Origin of the sequence: Liquorilactobacillus mali KCTC 3596 = DSM 20444, from assembly GCF_000260415.1 — a bacterium.
GTDB lineage: Bacteria > Bacillota > Bacilli > Lactobacillales > Lactobacillaceae > Liquorilactobacillus > Liquorilactobacillus mali.
In genome coordinates this window covers 36033-54380 of the sequence record NZ_BACP01000049.1, presented here as the reverse complement: position 1 = coordinate 54380, position 18348 = coordinate 36033, and the positions used below count along the sequence as shown (strand labels likewise).

The 18348-nt window shown below is 35.6% G+C and carries 17 protein-coding genes; 6 read left to right on the top strand and 11 right to left on the bottom strand.

The window, feature by feature from the left end; translation table 11 throughout:
- Positions 1–115 precede the first annotated feature (115 nt).
- The 8 genes from GSM_RS09105 to GSM_RS09060 all read right to left on the bottom strand — a co-directional run bounded on the left by GSM_RS09105 (position 116) and on the right by GSM_RS09060 (position 10380).
- Complete coding sequence (locus tag GSM_RS09105; protein WP_010078157.1) at positions 116–1348, bottom strand: radical SAM/SPASM domain-containing protein; 1233 nt, start codon at positions 1346–1348, stop codon at positions 116–118.
- Positions 1349–1547: 199 nt separating this feature from the next.
- Positions 1548–2672: an ATP-binding cassette domain-containing protein gene (locus GSM_RS09100; protein ID WP_268869529.1), complete on the bottom strand. Its 1125-nt coding sequence runs from the start codon at positions 2670–2672 to the stop codon at positions 1548–1550.
- 14 nt (positions 2673–2686) lie between these two features.
- A complete protein-coding gene (locus tag GSM_RS09095) occupies positions 2687–2992 on the bottom strand; it encodes a hypothetical protein (protein WP_010078155.1) in 306 nt (101 codons plus the stop codon).
- A 307-nt stretch (positions 2993–3299) separates the two neighbouring features.
- A complete protein-coding gene (locus GSM_RS14220; protein WP_029327413.1) occupies positions 3300–3680 on the bottom strand; it encodes a tyrosine-type recombinase/integrase in 381 nt (126 codons plus the stop codon).
- Between the two features lie 1502 nt (positions 3681–5182).
- The gene (locus GSM_RS09075; protein ID WP_010078152.1) at positions 5183–5869 is read right to left on the bottom strand and encodes a 2,3-diphosphoglycerate-dependent phosphoglycerate mutase; all 687 of its coding nucleotides are present in this window, start codon (positions 5867–5869) and stop codon (positions 5183–5185) included.
- A 107-nt stretch (positions 5870–5976) separates the two neighbouring features.
- The gene (locus GSM_RS09070; RefSeq protein WP_010078151.1) at positions 5977–7158 is read right to left on the bottom strand and encodes a MalY/PatB family protein; all 1182 of its coding nucleotides are present in this window, start codon (positions 7156–7158) and stop codon (positions 5977–5979) included.
- Between the two features lie 7 nt (positions 7159–7165).
- Positions 7166–8224 carry an AI-2E family transporter gene (locus GSM_RS09065; protein ID WP_010078150.1) on the bottom strand — a complete coding sequence of 353 codons (1059 nt, stop codon included), beginning with the start codon at positions 8222–8224 and terminating at the stop codon, positions 7166–7168.
- A 233-nt stretch (positions 8225–8457) separates the two neighbouring features.
- Complete coding sequence (locus tag GSM_RS09060) at positions 8458–10380, bottom strand: fructose-bisphosphatase class III (RefSeq protein WP_010078149.1); 1923 nt, start codon at positions 10378–10380, stop codon at positions 8458–8460.
- A 269-nt stretch (positions 10381–10649) separates the two neighbouring features.
- Here GSM_RS09060 and GSM_RS09055 point away from each other — a divergent pair, with 269 nt between their 5' ends.
- A complete protein-coding gene (locus GSM_RS09055) occupies positions 10650–10952 on the top strand; it encodes a hypothetical protein (RefSeq protein ID WP_010078148.1) in 303 nt (100 codons plus the stop codon).
- A 108-nt stretch (positions 10953–11060) separates the two neighbouring features.
- Here the strand turns inward: GSM_RS09055 and galE are convergent, their stop codons facing one another.
- Positions 11061–12056 (bottom strand): UDP-glucose 4-epimerase GalE, encoded by a 996-nt coding sequence (galE, locus tag GSM_RS09050; RefSeq protein WP_010078147.1) that lies wholly within the window; start codon positions 12054–12056, stop codon positions 11061–11063.
- A 236-nt stretch (positions 12057–12292) separates the two neighbouring features.
- Between galE and GSM_RS09045 the strand changes: the two genes are divergently transcribed.
- On the top strand, positions 12293–13018 hold the full coding sequence (locus GSM_RS09045) for a GntR family transcriptional regulator (protein ID WP_010078146.1): 726 nt from the start codon (positions 12293–12295) through the stop codon (positions 13016–13018).
- Between the two features lie 28 nt (positions 13019–13046).
- Positions 13047–13652, top strand: coding sequence for a histidine phosphatase family protein (locus GSM_RS09040; protein WP_010078145.1), 606 nt, complete (start codon positions 13047–13049; stop codon positions 13650–13652).
- A 125-nt stretch (positions 13653–13777) separates the two neighbouring features.
- Here GSM_RS09040 and GSM_RS09035 read toward each other — a convergent pair whose 3' ends face one another.
- Positions 13778–14611, bottom strand: a complete 834-nt coding sequence (locus tag GSM_RS09035) for a hypothetical protein (protein WP_010078144.1) — start codon at positions 14609–14611, stop codon at positions 13778–13780.
- A 143-nt stretch (positions 14612–14754) separates the two neighbouring features.
- On the opposite strand from GSM_RS09035, the gene GSM_RS09030 reads away from it, so the two are divergent.
- The 3 genes from GSM_RS09030 (at position 14755) to lplA (ending at position 17047) form a co-directional block, all read left to right on the top strand.
- Entirely contained in the window at positions 14755–15363 is a 609-nt protein-coding gene (locus tag GSM_RS09030; protein ID WP_010078143.1) for a DedA family protein, read from the top strand.
- Positions 15364–15599: 236 nt separating this feature from the next.
- Positions 15600–16037: an OsmC family protein gene (locus tag GSM_RS09025; protein WP_010078142.1), complete on the top strand. Its 438-nt coding sequence runs from the start codon at positions 15600–15602 to the stop codon at positions 16035–16037.
- The gene (gene lplA / locus GSM_RS09020; RefSeq protein WP_010078141.1) at positions 16034–17047 is read left to right on the top strand and encodes a lipoate--protein ligase; all 1014 of its coding nucleotides are present in this window, start codon (positions 16034–16036) and stop codon (positions 17045–17047) included. Before GSM_RS09025 ends, lplA begins: the two co-directional genes overlap by 4 nt.
- Positions 17048–17200: 153 nt before the next feature.
- Here lplA and GSM_RS09015 read toward each other — a convergent pair whose 3' ends face one another.
- Positions 17201–18283: an Ldh family oxidoreductase gene (locus tag GSM_RS09015; RefSeq protein ID WP_010078140.1), complete on the bottom strand. Its 1083-nt coding sequence runs from the start codon at positions 18281–18283 to the stop codon at positions 17201–17203.
- Positions 18284–18348: the final 65 nt, after the last annotated feature.

The window sequence follows — 18348 nt, the reverse complement described above, 5'->3', positions numbered from 1 at the left end:
TGGCTTTAAAATCATCAGTATATCGTTTCATATAAAAACTCCTATCCTAGTTATTTTATTATGGCACAACTGTCTAAATATTTGTGTACCAAATACTAGGATAAGAGCAATTACTCTAAATACTGATTATTGAAATGTTAGAGTCTTCAACTTTGTATATTGGTTGTTGATACAAATCAGAAATGTCCTTTTTAAACATTAATGTATTCATTTCTGATAAATATTCCTTTTGACAATCTTTCTGCATTTTTTCTGTAAGAACAAGTTCATTATAAGGGCATCCGCCATAACATAGATCGTGAAAAGGGCATGTATAATCGGAGCACATATCTCCAATACCGGAAGGTATCTCATTGGTGTCCTCAATATTTTCAATTTCAAAAGCGGAGTTGCCAACAACAGAATAACAGTTGTATAAAGAGCCGTCTGCATGAATTGTTGTCGAATAATCATTCTTATACATACACATGCCACCAATCATAATAGGCCCAATGATGTTGAATCCTTTTTCATATAATTGTATAAAGATAGTTTTCATTATACTAATTTTTTGCTGTTGGTTTATATACGTTTTTTCCGTGGGAGAAACAGCAACAAAATCTGGGTAAATAGATAGGCGTGATTGATTATGATATTTTGACAAATCATCAAAAAGATTATTTAAATTATTATAATTAAGTTTAGTAACATTTATTCTGATTTTTAAACTAACCTCTTGTTCCGAAGACATTAATAAGTTAACATTAGTCATAAGTCTTTCGTAACTACCGAATCCATTTGTGTACTTACGTTCTAAATTATGAAAGTATTTATCACCATCAAATGATATTTGGACAGTAAATTTGTTGTTAGACAGAAAAGTGATAATCGATTTGTTTAAGAGGGTACCATTGGTAATTATTGAGTATTTTATATCAAGTGATGCATATTCATAATTTAGTATTTCAACAATACTTCTAATATGTCTATAACTTAATAATGGTTCTCCACCAGTAAAACATATATCCAAGCTGTCATAATGTCCAGAACGCATACACTTTTCGATATATGAAATTATTTTATTTGTTTGATCAGCTGATATAGAAATATCCCTACTTTTATCATTTTCAAAACAATATGAACATGTCAAGTTGCATTTCATCGTCGTTACTATCATAAGATCCAGAGTTTTAGTAAGCTTATTAGATGATTTATAAAATGGTGTAATTGCGTTTACTTGGTTAATCAGAGTTTTAAAGTTAGTCTTTGGATTGTCATAGTCGTCTCTAGATAGTTCAATAATTCCACCAGTTGACAAGCTTTTAACAATAACAGAATTGGGGGTTCTATATGTAAAAAATGTGTCCATTGATTTTCACTCCTTAAAAAGAGGAACCAATTTTACAATTAAGTTCCTCTTTGTGGTATTTGTTCCAACTTTACACATATATTATGAAAGTTAACGACTACGCTGTGGACACTTGTCCTCTCGTACAGAACGAATGCCTTTTTTCAAAATGGTAAACTTTATTTTCATAGTTCTCACCTCCTTTCAGTAGATATGAAAATCAATTTTCTATACTTATTATTTCACCTAACTTCATGATCATTTCGTCATGGGAGATGATGAGCACAATTTTGTTTCGCTCTCGTAAGTTTTGCAACTGCTTTGCAATCCATTCACGGTGTTCGGTATCCAAAAAGTTGGTTGGTTCATCAAAGATATAAACATCTTTATCTTCATGTAAATTAGATTCTAACTGTTTAATTTTGGCTTGACCAGATGATAGTGTGGCTGTTGAACCTAATTGAATGTATTTAGAGATAGGGGGATCCGCAGGTGAATAAACAAAATTTGAATTGATTTTGAAACCATTCATTTTGATTTGACCAGTATAATGTTCTCTCAGTCCTAAAATTGACAGCACCAGCGAGGTTTTTCCAGCTCCATTTTTGCCAACAATTACGTAAATATGGCCCCGTTCGAAAATCTGCGTGATTGGCCTATGGTTCATTTGTTTTGTATTATCCAGAGTAGCAAACTTTGTTATTTCAATGGAATCAATTGGCTGATGCCGATAGCTGACTTGCACGATATTCAAAAAAGCATTGAAACCGTGGATAATATTGCGGGCAACAAAATATTCACTGATGAACTCCAGTAAAAATTCAACTGGTGTCCAAAATCGTGAGACATAAAGAGTTACAGCAAAAAGGCTTCCAATTGTAATCTGTTGATGCAAAACTTGGTATCCAGAAATTATAGTTGCTAACATAATAATTAAATTGAGCAGAGCGTAGGAAAAGATGTTGGAATAGATTGATTCCATACGTGTCTGCTTTTTTTTAGCCTGTCTATACTTGGTGGATAATTTATCAAATGGAATCAGTAATCCGTGGTTATTAAATCTGTTTGTAAAGGAAATTTTAGCTGAATCTTCTAAGTACTCCTTTTGTTGTTGCATTGTATTAACGGTGTCTGAACTATAATTAGATAGTTTGGTTGAGAACTTATTTGACACTAAAATAAAAACCGGAACACATAGAATGATTAGTAATGCTATTTTCCAAGAAATAAGGCTCAACATGACAAAAATACCAATAAGAGTTAGAGATTGTGATAGAAGTTGAACAGGATAATAGCTGATGAAATTCTTGATGATTTCATAGTTCTGTCCAAGTTGCTGGCTGATTTCTTTGTCTGGTTTTACCGTTTTTTTGGATCGTATGTTGTAAGCCGATTGTTCAATTTACAAGTGATTTTGTCCCAGGCTTCTCTTTCTGCCTTTCCTTTCACTATGTCAGTAAAGTAATAGGCTATCTGGCTAATCAAAAAATTTAAGGCTAATGCAATACTCAAAGGAATAAATAATTGAGTTTGCTTATTTTGAACGCTATCCACAAAGAGTTTTGTTATGTATGGGGTTAGTATCAAAATTAATGAAATAATGGCATCAAGTAAAACGTAACAAATCATGGTTGATTTTTTATTAAGTGATAATAGTTTCAGCAAAGAGTTCACCTCGTTTATTTAGATATAATAAATTATTCTTGACGAGATTGTACTACTCATTATTAAAATAATCAATAATAAGCTGTGTTTTTAGGATTAAGTATCTACTTTTTATATTTAAAGTGTTTTTTAAGTTATATTACTTTAAGGTGACGATAGAATATTAACAACTTGTTGCCCAGAAAAAACAAGCATTATTCACTTTAACTTTTTTTGTACACTTAAAACAAATAAAAAAACAAGGTCTCCCCTGCTTGTATCCAAAGCCGATAATCCCAATGACTTTGGTACTCTCATTCTCAACCTGTTATGGCAAAAGTCCAATGTAATACTTCTGCGTTATCATTATATTTGCGTGGCCTAAATAATATGAAATATATGCTAAAGAGACCTCTCCTGTTGCTAACATCATACTAGCCAAAGTATGTCTCGTTGTGTGTGTTGAAAATTTACTCTCCATGCCTAAATGCTTTTGTAATTGATGATATGCAGAGTTAACTGTTTTTGCATCTGGAAGTTTCGCTTGTCTAGTCTGAAACAATAGCTGCTCTGGATTCGCAACTCCTCGTCTGAAAAGCTCTCTACGATAAATTTCAATCCATTTGACGCTCTTATTCATTGCTTCCCGACTTACTGGAACCGTACGAATTGAATTCTTCGTCTTGGGTTCTTTAAACAAGTTATGCATCGAATCCCATGATTTATCAATTGCTATCTCACACTTAAATTAATTGATATCCTCATGTCTTAATGCTAAGGCTTCACCCCAATCAATTCACATAATCCCTTGTAAAAATCTTGGAGCGCTTCAATATCTACCCCTTTGTCCTTCATAAATCTCCCCTTCCTTTTTCATTAATACTATCCACCTCTTTTCACTTATCTTTAAAATTAATCATAAACACACTATGAGCTATTCGCTACTTAACAGTGGCATTACACTCGGAGGTACATTATGACTTGAACTTGTCCTATGATTATGACAAATAAAAAAGGAACCCAATTCAGAATTGAGTTCCAAAATAATAATATATATTTAAAGATTAATTTACCTCTATTTTTGAACCCATTGCCTTGAATTAGAAAGAAGCCAGCAGAAACGTTAATTAGAAGATTTGTACTTGTGATATACTTGATAAAAATAATATTGAAGGAATTCCTTTGTATTCCTATATTGGAATTAATTTTTCCTTATTACTTCTTGCTGCGTCGTGCATTTTTATGATGCTGATATTTTCAAGAAGAGCATCTAAAGCCTTAAAAAAAATCAATAAGCCTAAAATTCAATATACATCTTTGATTAAAAATTATAAAAAAGATAATTTAATTTCTATTGATGAAATCAAGTCTCTCTCTGCTATTAATAGCTACCCGTTTCTTTTATTTTTTTTCAGGACATTTTCTTTCAACCTTCTACTCTTTTTTTTCTCCATTATTGTAGCCCTTTTTTATTCTGGATTTTACACCCAAATTAGGCCGCTACTCTTTGTACTATTTCTGTTATGGGGAATATTTTGGCTGTTGTCCTATATTGTTTTAAAAAGAAAAAGTATTAATTTACATTCACAGATAAAAAATAAAAAGCCAGTGCTTCTTAGAAATCCTAATATTGTTAATTTGACTATCCAATACGACCAAAAAATTTTACCACTAATAAAAAAAATTACATTTTCTGTCTGGCTTGGTGCAATTTTTATGAATCTCGGATTATTATTGTTGGTTTCTTTTTTTAATTTTTCTCATTTTTAATCACCGCTATTAGAGCTGCTAGTCCTGTTTCTAGTCACTGCAGAAGACGTATCAGCCGAGAACTTACCATCAAATTTCTCTGGTGTGATTCCCTTACACCAAAATCCGCCTTGAATAATATACGCAATATTTCCTGTAGGCTTGACGTTATCTTAAACTTGGATTCCTGAAAAAGCAAACGTACGTTTGAACATTCTATAAAAATTTTGGGTCGCTTGAGCCATTAAGGTATACTTTTTTAATTCATTCTCCACAACACCAAACCTTCGCAGCATTTGTCAAAAATATGTCACTTAACATTTCGTCTCTTGTCAGTTATTGACACTTTAAAATAATCTAACATAACAAAAAGTAACAATATTCCAGCAATCATCGGAGACATAAAAAAGCCATGCCCCTTTGAGGGGAACCATGGCTTTTGTTATTTATTATCGTTTATTATTAAAGTTTTTCTTTACTTACAATGTTCAACTTTTCATCCAAGTCATAAACAACTGGTTGACCTGTTGCCATTTCAACACCCATGATGTCTGCATCGGAGATGTCTTCAATGTATTTTGTAAGAGCACGTAATGAGTTACCATGTGCTGCGATGATGACGTTCTTGCCTTCAAGTAACTTAGGAGCAATTTCGTCTTCCCAGAATGGGATAACACGTTCCAAAGTAACTTTCAAGTTCTCACCACCAGGAATAGCACGTGGGTCAAGGTCTGCATAACGACGATCTTGTGCTGCAGAACCTTCATCATCAGCACTCAAGAGTGGAGGAAGGACATCATAAGAACGACGCCAAATGTGCACTTGATCTTCGCCAAATTTTTCAGCAGCTTCTGCCTTGTTTTGACCTTGCAATGCACCATAATGACGTTCGTTTAAGCGCCATGATTTTGTTTCTGGAACCCATAACTGACCTGATTCTTCCAAAGCAAAATGCAATGTCTTGATAGCACGAGTCAATACTGATGTATATGCCTGATCAAATTGGATTCCTGCTTCTTTTAACTTACGTCCAGCTTCCTTAGCTTCTTTTTCACCTTGTTCACTTAAGTTAACGTCAACCCAACCGGTGAAAAGGTTCTTCAAGTTCCATTCACTTTGTCCGTGACGGATAAAAACTAATTTTGTCATAACTAGCAAAAACCTCTTTCATTATATGATTTGTTTACAACTCACATTTTACACTGAAAACTTGAAAATTCATAGTCCAAACAAGTTATAAATTGTGAAAAAAATTCTTAGTTTTTCAAAGCTTTCAATATATAATTGACCGCTTTTTCAACGTTCTCGGGAGTTGTTGCAAGATTCAATCTGATAAATCCGTTTCCAGCTGCTCCAAACATCTCACCATAATTAACCGCGAGTTTTGCATCATGCTGCATAAAGTGATGCAACTTGCTTGGAGCCACAGCTGCTCGCATATCGACCCATGCCAAGTAAGTTCCTTCAAGTTCAGCAATTTTAATTGTTGGTTCATTTTCAGCAAATTGATTCTTAACATAATCAAAGTTGTATTTGATTAGCCCGAGCATTCCAGATAGCCAATCTGCTCCTTCACGATAAGCAGCCTCTGCTGCGACCTCACCCAGTAAATTTCCACTTGGCAAACACATCTTTTCAACATACTCATCATACCGTTCGCGAATCTGCGGATTTGCAATCACCACATGACTGCTCTGCAATGCAGCCAAGTTAAATGTTTTGGATGCCGCATCAAGCATCACAATATTATCACGATAAAATCCATCTTTGATTGAGATAGCCGAAACAAACTTGTTGTCTCCAATAATCAAATCATGATGAATTTCATCAGAGATTACCAATACTTTCTCTTCACGACAAATTTCGAACAACTTTTCAAGTTCTTCCGATGTCCACACTCTTCCAACCGGGTTGTGTGGTGAACAATTAATCAATAACTTAACGTGTTCGTTTTGAATCTTAGCGCGAATATCATCAAAGTCCATCTCATAGTGTCCATTATCGTTCTTCAGATTTGAGACAACTAGCTTGCGCTCATTATTCTCAATCACATGCATAAATGGATGATACACAGGTTGTAGCACCATTACTACATCATCTTGCAGCGTTAAGACATTTACGAGTGCACTGATTGACTGGACCACTCCTGACCCGAAACGAATCCATTCCCTATGTAATTCTGTTCCATATCGTTCTTGCTGCCACTTAAAATATGTTTCGTAGTAGCTGTCGGGTGTCAATGAATAGCCATAAGCACCATGTTCAATCCTTTTTTTTAGGGCATACATGACTGCTTCTGGGGCCTTGAACTCAGTATCAGCTATCCACATGGGAAGAAGATCATTTGTTCCAAAGCTGTCCTTCATCCCGTCCCATTTAACCGAATCTGTGTTCTTACGTTCAACTGCATACTTTTCTACAAAATCAGCAACCTTCATAATCTATCTACTCCTTATGACTCAATTTATCCTTGATTTTACCTAGTGCAGCTTTTTTCCTCTTAATGGGTTTTACTCCTAAAATGTCCAATAAGAAAGTAAAAATTGGAATACCAACAATTAATCCCCACATTCCAAAAAACTTCTCTGAAATAAATAATACTACAAAGGTGTAAAAAATAGGGAGTTCTGTTTTATTTGACATCAGTTTAGGATTAAGGACATAAGACTCCAACGAGTGTACTACCAGTAACATGATAGCAATGTACAATACATAATTAAGCCCACCAACTGAATAACCTATAATACTCATTGGAACTGCAGAAATAATGACTCCTGCCACAGGGACAAGACTCATCAAAAAGATTAACAAGGATAAGCTGAATAGCTGAGGCATCTGCATTATTGCAAGGCAGATCGTTGTCAACGTTGTATTCACAATAGCAATAATAAACTGTGTTTCAATAACTATTCCAAAAGTGTTAACGAATTTCTCAGCAAAATAATATATATCTTGGAAAAACCAGTCATATGGTCCCTTCAAAAAGCTACGTGAGAAACTAAACATTCTCTTTTTTTCAATTGTGAAAAAGAAACTTAAGAACAGCGACAATAAGAAAGTTACACCCATTGAGCCAATACTTGTTAGATACTTGAAAAGAATTGTTACTCCATTTTTCATTTGTGAAACAATAGTTGATGTACTTATATAACTATTAATATAACGTAAGATTTCGTTTCCATTGAATGACGGTTTCTGATAAAAGTCTATCACATATTTGACCATTGACTCCGTCTGATAGAAAAGTTTAGGCAAATATATTGTTACTCCAAGGTATAAGGAACCCAGTATTAATAGGTACACGACAGAAACAATTAACGGTGCCGGTATTTTTAGATACTTTCTAATGAAATTAGTTAAACTAATTACTAAGAAAGTAAAGATAAATGTTAATAATATCAAGCTTAACAATTCACGCATCTCATATAAAACAAAAATTACGGCCAGTAACACAACTGTCCGCCGTAATCGTACGTTAGCAATAAATTTCTCCCATATTCCCAAAAGACCACTCCTAAGTTTGTTAGTATTCCCCGATTTCATTGTACCTAAAAATAGGCAATGACAAAACCCTTTTTGCGTGGCTTTTTTTAAGTTACAAACAAATATACTTTTTTATCCGTATTTTGTATCCAAATTCAACTAATTGGCCACAAAAGTCTCACTCTCTATTTCCACGTCAAAGAAAGGTAATCCAAGGTGGTACTGCTAAACAAACTCATTCAAAAACTTATAATTCAATTGTCATAACTACGCAATATCTCACGCAACATTTCAAGACTTTTTTTGATTTCTCTGCCGATATCCGTGTCAGCTACCGTCTGCCTTTCAAGTTCCTGGTTGACAATTTTTCTAGTAGATATGATGTCACAACCATTTTTCACAGCATCATTTTTGGATGTAAAAGGATGATGTGTAACTAACTGTAAACCATAAGAATTGTACAACAGAGTATATCCACCGATTCCTGTAATAGGCTGGTAAGCCTTTGAATATCCGCCATCAATCACAATCATTTTCTTATTCGCCAAAATTGGTTCTTGTTCTTTTTTCACCGGTGTATGTCCATTAATTACATGACCAGTTTCTTGATTAAGTCCAAATTCCTTAAGTAATTGCTCACAGAACCACTCTTCCTTACGTAATTCAAAGTAAGCATTCTTGTGTTCAACCTTAGGCTCATCTTCAGATATAAAATAGCGTGCAAAAGTTGTCATACAGTGTTTCCCGAAAAGAGGTGACAACGACCCTTGCCATAAATACCAAATCATATCGGCAACAACGCTTTCGCCTTTGTGCGGTTTGCGGTAGGCTTTTCTTAATTTTTGCTCGCAAAAATCTAGCAATTTTCTCCCAGAATAAGACTTTCCTTCATACTCAAATGCTTGGAATGTCCCGTCTTCTGCAACTGGGATACATCCATGAAACAATAAATTGCCATTATAGACCTTATACATACTGCCCTTGCTGACTAGAAAATCTAAATGTTTCCTTAATTTAGTAGCATTCATAAACGAATTAAGCAGTGATTGGACAACTTCTGCTTCCTCTTGTGTCAATTCGAATGGCGCATCATGCTTAACAGTTCCAAAACAGCCATTCTTTAATTTGTAATTAACACCATCTATCCCAATCTCATTCTTATTCCAATCAATTTGGTCAAGTAAAGCCAAGTCATTTAGATTAAATTCTGGCCTACGCTTTTTTAATTGTCCTTCAAGCTTAAATTGTATTATTGCCACAGCTTGATGGATCTGTGTAATTTGAAGTTTCTCATCCGGCATTACAAAGTCTGCATTTTCAAGCGTTTTTGGCCTGAATGCAGCATTGTCTCCATAATTTTTCTCAGCAAACATTGATAAGTGCCTTAAGTTGATTCCATAGGCTTCTTCAATAATCGCAAGGTTATTATATCTTGCACAGATTCTTAAGAGATTCATCATACACAGTGCCGAACCAGCTACCGCTCCCAACCACAAGACATCATGGTTCCCCCATTGAATATCAAGCGAGTGATATTTCATAAGTGTCTCCATTATCTTATCAGGTGCTGGTCCCCGATCATAGATATCTCCAATTACATGCAGATGATCAACCACAAGTCTTTGAATTGTATAACAAGTTGCTGTAATAAAATAATCCGACTGATTCAGCTCTACTAAATTACGCAGAATCTTATTATAATAGTTTCTCTTATCATGTTCTTGCTGGTCATTGTAAAGAAGTTCTTCTGTGATATACACAAAATCGGGATTTAGTGCCTTTCTAACTTTTGATCTTGTATATTTTGTAGCAGTTATTTTCAGCAATTCAATCAAATTCGAAATTGTATTAAGATACCATTGTTCCAGTGTTTCCTGATCTGGCATTTCACTTTTTTGAAATACCAGTTCATCTTCAGGATAATAGATCAACGTAGCAAAGTCTTGAATGTTTTTGGGCGTCAACCTGCCTGCAAAGTTCTCCTCAATCTTCTGTTTAATATTACCCGATCCATTTCTCAAAGTATGATCAAATGCATTGAATTCACCATGTAAATCACTGACATAATGTTCCGTAGCTTTCGGCAGATTCAAAATTGCTTCTAAGTTTGTTATTTCTGTTATTATTGCTTGTTTAGTTGGAAATTTCTCACGTACCAATTTTTCAACATATGACATATCAAGATTCCTCCTGTGAATCCATTTCTTTTGAAAACATAATCATTGAAACAGATTATCTAAGACACACCCCATATTATAACAAATACCAATTTTCAGCAAATACTCAAATACACTTGAAAACCCTTGACTACGCTTATAAACATCCACATTTAATTAATAATACCAATTTTTAATTATTTGAGTTTTTTTGTTGTAAAAATATTTTTTTAGTGATACTTTATAGTTATCATTCTTATGTTCAACGGAATCTACAAGGAGGATTCATTATGAATAATACAGTAATAGAAAAAACAGAAGCACGTGTTGAAAAGGATACTGAATGGCGCCTATCCAATCAAGAAAACGGACATTTCTTGGATGTTATTTTCTGTAAGGAACTTGAGAACACTATGAAGAACAAGCGTAATTTTTCATTTAATCGTTTTGAGTCAGAACAACTTAACAACTTGCATTCGTTAGCTACCAAATTAGATGGGGACTTCAAACTTGTTCTAGATGAAAATGTCATAGGTTTGGACTATCTCCCATTATCACCTGATGAGGCTGCTGATTTAATCGAGGCTCTTTAATTTCTAATATTAAATTCATGTAACTCTTGAATTCGATGTTTGACATCATCAAAAAAGCATTACTGCTCGGCTTGATAGCCGAACAGTAATGCTTTTTTTTGTTATCTCTTACTTATCATTATAACCATTTGGATGTGTTGAATGCCACTTCCATGCGGTCTCAATAATCTTGTGGATATCATCAAATTGTGGTTTCCATCCCAAAACCTTACGTGCTTTGTCCGATGCTGCAATTAATGTATCAGGATCTCCACCACGTCTTGGGGCGATTTCTGCTGGAATTTCTTTTTTGGTTACATCACGAGCAGCTTTCAAGATTTCCATATTTGAAAATCCTGTTGAAGAACCTAAATTGAAAGCAGTGCTGTCGTTGCCCTTTTCAAGATACTCCACCGCCAGAATATGAGCGTCTGCCAAATCGAACGGATGTACATAATCACGGACGTTAGTACCATCTGGAGTATTGTAGTCATTACCAAAAATCTGTAATTTTGCACGTGTCCCTGCAGCCACCTGCAAAACGATTGGCAACAAATGAGTTTCTGGATTATGGTCTTCTCCAATGCTGCCATCTGGTTTTGCACCTGCAACATTGAAGTAACGCAATGCAACAAATTTTATTCCATTAGCAAGGTCTGTCCAGTGCATGATTTTTTCCATTGCCAACTTACTTTCACCATAAGGATTGATAGGCTTTTGCGGATCAGTTTCCTTAATTGGGGTTCTCTCTGGAGTTCCATAAGTCGCAGCAGTTGAAGAAAAGACGATCTTCTTAACACCAGCTTCAACCATAACTTCTAATAATTTAATCATCCCTGAAGTATTGTTATCAAAATATTTAAGCGGATTCTTCATAGACTCTGGAACCACTGAGAAGGCCGCAAAATGAATAACCGCATCAATCGCAGGATTTTCCTTGAAAACCTTACGCATGAAATCACGATCTGCAATGTCTCCTTTGTAAAACTTTGCCTTATCATTGACGGCTGCACGATGCCCTGTTATCAGACTATCTACAACAACCGTTTCTGTTCCACGTTCAATTAAACGATCTACAGTATGCGAGCCTATGTACCCAGCACCGCCTAAAACTAAAATTGCCATGTTTATTCCTCCTTGAGGAGTGTGACTATTATCACACCTTTGTTTCATTTGTATTTGGAAGACTATCAGTCTCTCTCAACTATTTTACCAGTAATGCTTGCTAAATTGTTAATTAATACTAAAATGTAATCTTTTGCCAAAAATCATAAGTACTTCCATGCGATCACCTATCTGGGCTTGTTGTTTTTATTAACTTGTGCTTAACTATTATTTAGAACTTAAGAAGGGGCAATCCTATGTCAGAACTAGTATATAAGCAATTAATTACCGATTTAAAAAAGAAAATATTTGCAGGAAATTTTCCAGACTTGCGCCTACCTGATGAACGCTCCCTCAGTGAACAGTATGACGTGAGCCGCAGTTCAGTCAAACGGGCACTTAATCGTATGGCTAGTGACGGCATTATTTTTCGGAAACGTGGTGCTGGAACCTTTATTAATCCGTTGTATCTAAAAAATGAATCTGTCTTTAATTATGAGGAAGGCTCTAATCTAGGTGTTACCGATAACTTTAAGATGAATGGTCAGAGTCCGAAAATCAAAGTTATTTCTTTTGAGGTTATCAAGCCTAATCATGAACTGCGACGTGACCTATTCTTGTCACACGATGACTTTGTATACAAAATCGTCCGGCTGCGATTATTCGAAGATCAGCCTTTTATGATTGAAACAGGATATATTCCCATTAGAATAGTACCTGAATTAACTAAATCAACAATCGAAAGTTCAATTTTCAATTACTTGCAGGAAAACCATCATCAATCAGTCACTAAGTCATTCCTTTCCGTCTTTGCCGAACCCTCGACCAAAAATGATCAGGAATTGTTGGGTCTGTCACCGACTGAGCCTACTGGTATTATGGAGGGAATATTCTTCCTTGATGATGGAACTCCCTTTGAATTTTCACATATGCGATTCCATTATAAGTACTTGAAATTCAATTCTTTTGTTTCTGTAAATTAAAATTCTTAATTCTTTCTGGAGGTACATAATGACGACTCTTTATATCGTGCGCCATGGTCAAAGTGAAGCAAATGCTGCAGGCATACTTCAAGGAAGCCTAATCGATACGCCCTTATCTGAAAAAGGACAAGTTCAAGCAAAACATGTCCGCGATGCCTTTGAAAAAAAGATGCTGCATTTTGACTTAGTTTTTGCAAGCCCATTACTGCGAGCGGCTCAAACCGCCGCAATCATCTCACCTAAAACCACTACAATTTTTGATGAACGTTTAAAGGAATTCGATTATGGTAATTGGGATGGTCAAAAGGTTACTGATATACATCGACGCTTTGCCAAATTTTTCGATGAAAAAAGGAACCTGCTGCCAGGTTCCGAAAAAGTTTCCCATGGTGATGATTTTGCATCAATTACTGCAAAACTAAATGGTTTTCTTACTGAGCTTGCGGCAAAATATCCAACACAAGATATTTTGATTGCGAGTCATGGATTCACAATTAAATTACTGTTGAATGCTGTTTTAGGAATTAGTAATCTAAGCTCATTGAACGAACCATACAATGCTGGCTTAACAAAAATCGAATTGACGGCTTCAACACGTACCCTTGTATACTTCAACAGGGACTTAACAGAATAAGATACTTATCGGGGGCCAAGTCTCAAAAGTTAACTTTTGACTTGGCTCCTTTTATTTTAGATAAATGTATCCTCTCTGCATCTAACACTGTTTGCCTAAAGTACTTTCATTGTTTCAACAGTTATCTATTTAAACTCGCGCGCAACCTCACTCACAGACATATTTTGTTCACGTGCGTGTTCAATCACTTCTTTGACGTCTGCATCGCTAAATGCCTTGACATCAATTCCTTGACTAGCAATTTCTTTGCGTGCCTGCTTGATTTGTACACTAGTAATCTTTCTTGGGTTTGCAGAAGACGAACTGTCTCTTGGTGAAGAAGAAATAGTTGGCAAAATATCCGTTGCCACCTTCTTTTCACTTGATTCATCTGCACTTGAAACATTATATCCCAAGCGAGCAAGTACTTGATTATTACTGTGTTCTAAGTTACGTGCCTTTTTCCTAATATCTTGATAATAAGACTGTGTAATATTTCCATAACCCAAAATCACAGCTAGCTTTGTATTTGAAGCAGTGTACTCATAGTTAGTCGCCAAAACCTTTGCTCGCTTGTATGTTTTATTGAAGATTTTAAGCTCATGTACAACTTCTTTGAGCTCAATTTCTTTAGAAACTGCCCTAAGTAATAGTGTTTGTGATCCATTACTTATCTTGGTCACTTTTTTAAAATTAACAATTGCTTTGCTATAATCTTGATTTTTTATTGCAGTTAAGCCCTTTTGATACTCTTCTAATTGTTCCAAATGCGCATTTGCAGAACTATCATTTGGCTTCTTCTTCAATGCATTGCGAAAATGATTCTCAGCTCGATGGTAGCTTGCATCACTAATAGTTTTCGCGCCCGCATTCATAGCGTTATTGTAATATTGTGTAGCTTCAACACGCTTCGTGTAACCATAGCCAATAAAAATCACTGCTATAAATAAAGTGATTATAAGCCAAGTTTTCTTGCCCATCGACCAATTCCTCGCTTTCAATTCGTTACATGTAATTATAACATTTTTTCTTGGCTATTATATGACTAATATCTTTGTTACTTCGTCAACTTTGACCTTTTAGTGCCAGTTATGTAGAATTAGAAGAAAAAATAGGAGTATCTATGAGCTCATCTTTATTAACACAAATTATTAATGATTATGGTTATTTTGGAATTGCCCTATTACTTGCACTTGAAAATATCTTTCCACCGATTCCTTCTGAAGTAATTCTTGGATTCACAGGATTCATGACCCTTTCCAGCAAGTTAAATATTATCGGCAGTATTATTGCCGCCACAATTGGTGCCTTAATTGGTGCTTTGGTTTTATATTTCTTTGGCAAAATCATTTCAGTTGAACGCTTAGAACGAATCCTAGCGGGACGAATAGGTAAAATATTACACTTCAAGCCCGCAGACTTAGAGCGAGCAGCATCTTTTTTTAATCGCCATGGAAATTCTGCAGTATTCTTTGGAAGGTTCGTGCCAGTTGTCCGCAGTCTAATCTCAGTCCCAGCTGGAATGGCTGACTATCCTCTTGGTCGTTTCGTTATCTTTTCAACTCTTGGCGCACTCATTTGGAACACCGTGTTGATTTTTGTTGGGAGAATGGCTGGTCATGCATGGCCGCATGTGATTAATTTGATTGAATCTTATGGTAAAATTTCACTGATAGTTTTGGTTGTATTGTTTATAATAGGATATTTTATTTATAAGAAAAGAAAGAGGTAAATTTTCCATAAAGTAATACTTATCTGAGCGTTAACAAAGAATTATAAAGGGGGGGTGGGTCAAAAGTTATATTTTTGAGCCAGCCCCTCTATTTCGTATAAATGTGTTCCGTAAGTCAAAATTCTCCGTCTAACCCCGAGTTACCCATAGCAAAGTATTTTTTACCCTGATATAAGTAAATTTGTTATAATAGCAGCAAATGTAATCGAAATCATAATGTCGAGGTGACCTTTTTTATGAAACAAAAATCACTCTATCATACAGAAATTGAAAATAAAGCTGGGATTTCCGGTCATGTCCGGTCATTGACTGGTGGTGAATTCAATCAATTGACGAGCAATCCATTGAGTTCAGTCCCTGGAACTAACCCAGAACAGTTACTTGGAGCAGCATTAGCAACATGTTTGAATGCCACTCTTGAAGCAGAAGAAAAACGGAGAAATTTGTCACATCAAGCTGTTGTTCGGGTAGCAGTTGACATGGGGCGTGACTATCAAGGCTTTCAATTTTGGCTACATGCGCAAGTTAAATTACCACAGGTTGAACATCAAGAAGCACAAGAAATCTTAGGTATTTGTGAACAACGCTGCCCAGTTGCCAAATTATTAATCAAAAACCAAAATGTCAAGATTGAATTGGTTGATGAATTTATCCCTAAGGGGGAATTCGAATGAAATACTTGGTAACTGATCAAAGAGATATTCGCTATAACCTAGCTTTAGAAACCTACTTAATGGAACACGCCGACTTGCAAGAACCAATTCTTTATTTTTATATTAACTCCCCCTGTATTATCCTTGGCCGCAATCAGAATATTTATGAAGAAGTGAATTTGGAATATGTCCGACAGCAACAGATAATTGTTACACGCCGTACCTCTGGTGGCGGTGCAGTATTTGATGACCTTGGAAATGTCAGTTTTAGTTTTATTACAAAGGATGATGGACATTCTAATGGTGCTTTTTCAAAATTTACCGAACCGGTAATTGCTGCTCTACATGAAATGGGAGCAATTGGAGCAAAACTAGTTGGTAGAAACGATTTGCAGATTGATGATAAGAAATTTTCAGGTAACGCCATGCGCTTAGAACATGGCCGGATGTTTTCTCATGGAACCTTGATGTATGACGTCGATTTAAGTGTAATCGAAAAAGCGTTGAATGTGCCAAAAGATAAAATTGCAGCCAAAGGAATTAAGTCGGTCCACAGTCGAGTTACCAATCTCAAACCATTTTTCACTCCAGAATATCAGCAGCTAACAATTGAGGAGTTTCGTGATACACTGGCACAAAAAATTTTGCGGGTAAACGACTTGAAACAGGCTAATGAATATATCTTAGATGACGCTGCTAAGCAGGCTGTTGAGGCTATCAATCAGAAAATTTTCAGTAACTGGGATTGGATTTATGGGAACTCACCACAAGCTGCAATCCAGCATCGCCAGCATTTTACTCAAGGAACGATTGATTTTCGCTTGAAGATTGAGCATGGTCATATCAGCTATCTTCAAGTCTTTGGTGATTTTTTAGGACAGGCTGATGTTAAGCAATTTGCTGAAAAATTAATTGGTGTCCGTTATGATCGAAATGCAATCACCAAAACCCTAATCAATGTGGATTTGCAACCCTATTTTGGTAAAATTGAGCGGCAAGCAATTATTGATCTGCTAGTACGACAGGAATAGTCTCTTTTTTGATTGCATATAAATGTATCCGTAAATTAAAATTCGAGTACTAACTTCAAATTACTTCATAACAAGCTGCAAACTGTGTTCGTAATTTTGTGTTAGTGCTCGAATTTTATCGGCTTATGTCACATTTTTATTTACATATTATTTTCAAAGCTTTTGTGGCAATTCAATCGCAAATTTTTCAGCAATTGCGGTAATTTCTTGGGTGGTTTTCGGATCAATAACTACACCATGCTCTGAATTATAATCGTAGTTACGATATTCACGATCACCAGGAATCATAATATGGGTTCCTGGAATATGATCTAGATTCCGAATACGCTCAAACATTTTCTCAGCATTAGCTTTCAAAGTTGCCAAATCGCCAAAAAAGGCTGGATTGATCACCATAAAGAATTGACTGAAATCATGCTTGCCAGTATTGGTATCAGCCGAAATTGAACCTTGTGCTAAGATACCAGTTAGCAATTCAACGACCAGTGAGTTACCAAAACCCTTGTAATTTGAATTTTCTTCTTTATTGCCACCAAGGGTTAATACCCCACCGCCGGATTGGTGCTCAGTAAAAGCGACTTCGGATAAAATTTCAGCGGCTTTTTTAGAATCGTGAATGATATTTCGCTCACCATCAACTGCCCATTCACCCGAAATCGGTTTTTGATTTTTTGCAAGCACCATAATTTTACCGCTAGAAACACTTGATGTAGCTCCATCAAAAACAAAAGGATGGGGATCAGCCGGGAAGGTAAAAGCAAAAGCATTTGAACCCAAAAAGGCTTCGATTGCATTAGTTGGTACAACAAGTGGCCGTGTGTTAGTAGTTGAAATACCAATTAAACCGGCTTGAGCAGCTAAGCGAGAATAATACCCTGCAGTTCCAAAATGATTTGAGTTGCGAATAACTGCCATGGCAACGTTAGTAGTTTTGGCTTTTTTAATCAAGCTATTAATTGCTAAAGCAGAGGCAATCTGTCCCATATTTCCATTAGCATCAAGCAACATGCTGGTATCGGTCTCTTTTAAAGTCTTGACTTGATTCTGTGGTTTGATGGTCCCATCCTGAACCATTCGGATATACCAATCAAGTCGTTGAATTCCATGAGAAGAAATTCCTCTTAAATCTGCATCTACCAGGGTATCAGCTAATAAAGAGCCATCAGTAGCAGAGAATCCGGCTTTTTGAAAAACTTTTTCTAAAAATTGAGTTTCAGCTACAGCAGTAATTCGCATAAAAAACACTTCTTTCTTTATTTTTAAACAACAAACAAAAAAAACCGCCCAACACTATTCTCATA

Excerpts from the sequence above, each read along its gene's own strand:
- GSM_RS09105 (WP_010078157.1), bottom strand. The coding sequence starts at position 1,348 with ATGGACACATTTTTTACATATAGAACCCCCAATTCTGTTATTGTTAAA.
- GSM_RS14220 (WP_029327413.1), bottom strand. The coding sequence starts at position 3,680 with ATGCATAACTTGTTTAAAGAACCCAAGACGAAGAATTCAATTCGTACG.
- GSM_RS09075 (WP_010078152.1), bottom strand. The coding sequence starts at position 5,869 with ATGACAAAATTAGTTTTTATCCGTCACGGACAAAGTGAATGGAACTTG.
- GSM_RS09070 (WP_010078151.1), bottom strand. The coding sequence starts at position 7,158 with ATGAAGGTTGCTGATTTTGTAGAAAAGTATGCAGTTGAACGTAAGAAC.
- GSM_RS09060 (WP_010078149.1), bottom strand. The coding sequence starts at position 10,380 with ATGTCATATGTTGAAAAATTGGTACGTGAGAAATTTCCAACTAAACAA.
- GSM_RS09055 (WP_010078148.1), top strand. The coding sequence starts at position 10,650 with ATGAATAATACAGTAATAGAAAAAACAGAAGCACGTGTTGAAAAGGAT.
- galE (WP_010078147.1), bottom strand. The coding sequence starts at position 12,056 with ATGGCAATTTTAGTTTTAGGCGGTGCTGGGTACATAGGCTCGCATACT.
- GSM_RS09045 (WP_010078146.1), top strand. The coding sequence starts at position 12,293 with ATGTCAGAACTAGTATATAAGCAATTAATTACCGATTTAAAAAAGAAA.
- GSM_RS09040 (WP_010078145.1), top strand. The coding sequence starts at position 13,047 with ATGACGACTCTTTATATCGTGCGCCATGGTCAAAGTGAAGCAAATGCT.
- GSM_RS09035 (WP_010078144.1), bottom strand. The coding sequence starts at position 14,611 with ATGGGCAAGAAAACTTGGCTTATAATCACTTTATTTATAGCAGTGATT.
- GSM_RS09030 (WP_010078143.1), top strand. The coding sequence starts at position 14,755 with ATGAGCTCATCTTTATTAACACAAATTATTAATGATTATGGTTATTTT.
- GSM_RS09025 (WP_010078142.1), top strand. The coding sequence starts at position 15,600 with ATGAAACAAAAATCACTCTATCATACAGAAATTGAAAATAAAGCTGGG.
- lplA (WP_010078141.1), top strand. The coding sequence starts at position 16,034 with ATGAAATACTTGGTAACTGATCAAAGAGATATTCGCTATAACCTAGCT.
- GSM_RS09015 (WP_010078140.1), bottom strand. The coding sequence starts at position 18,283 with ATGCGAATTACTGCTGTAGCTGAAACTCAATTTTTAGAAAAAGTTTTT.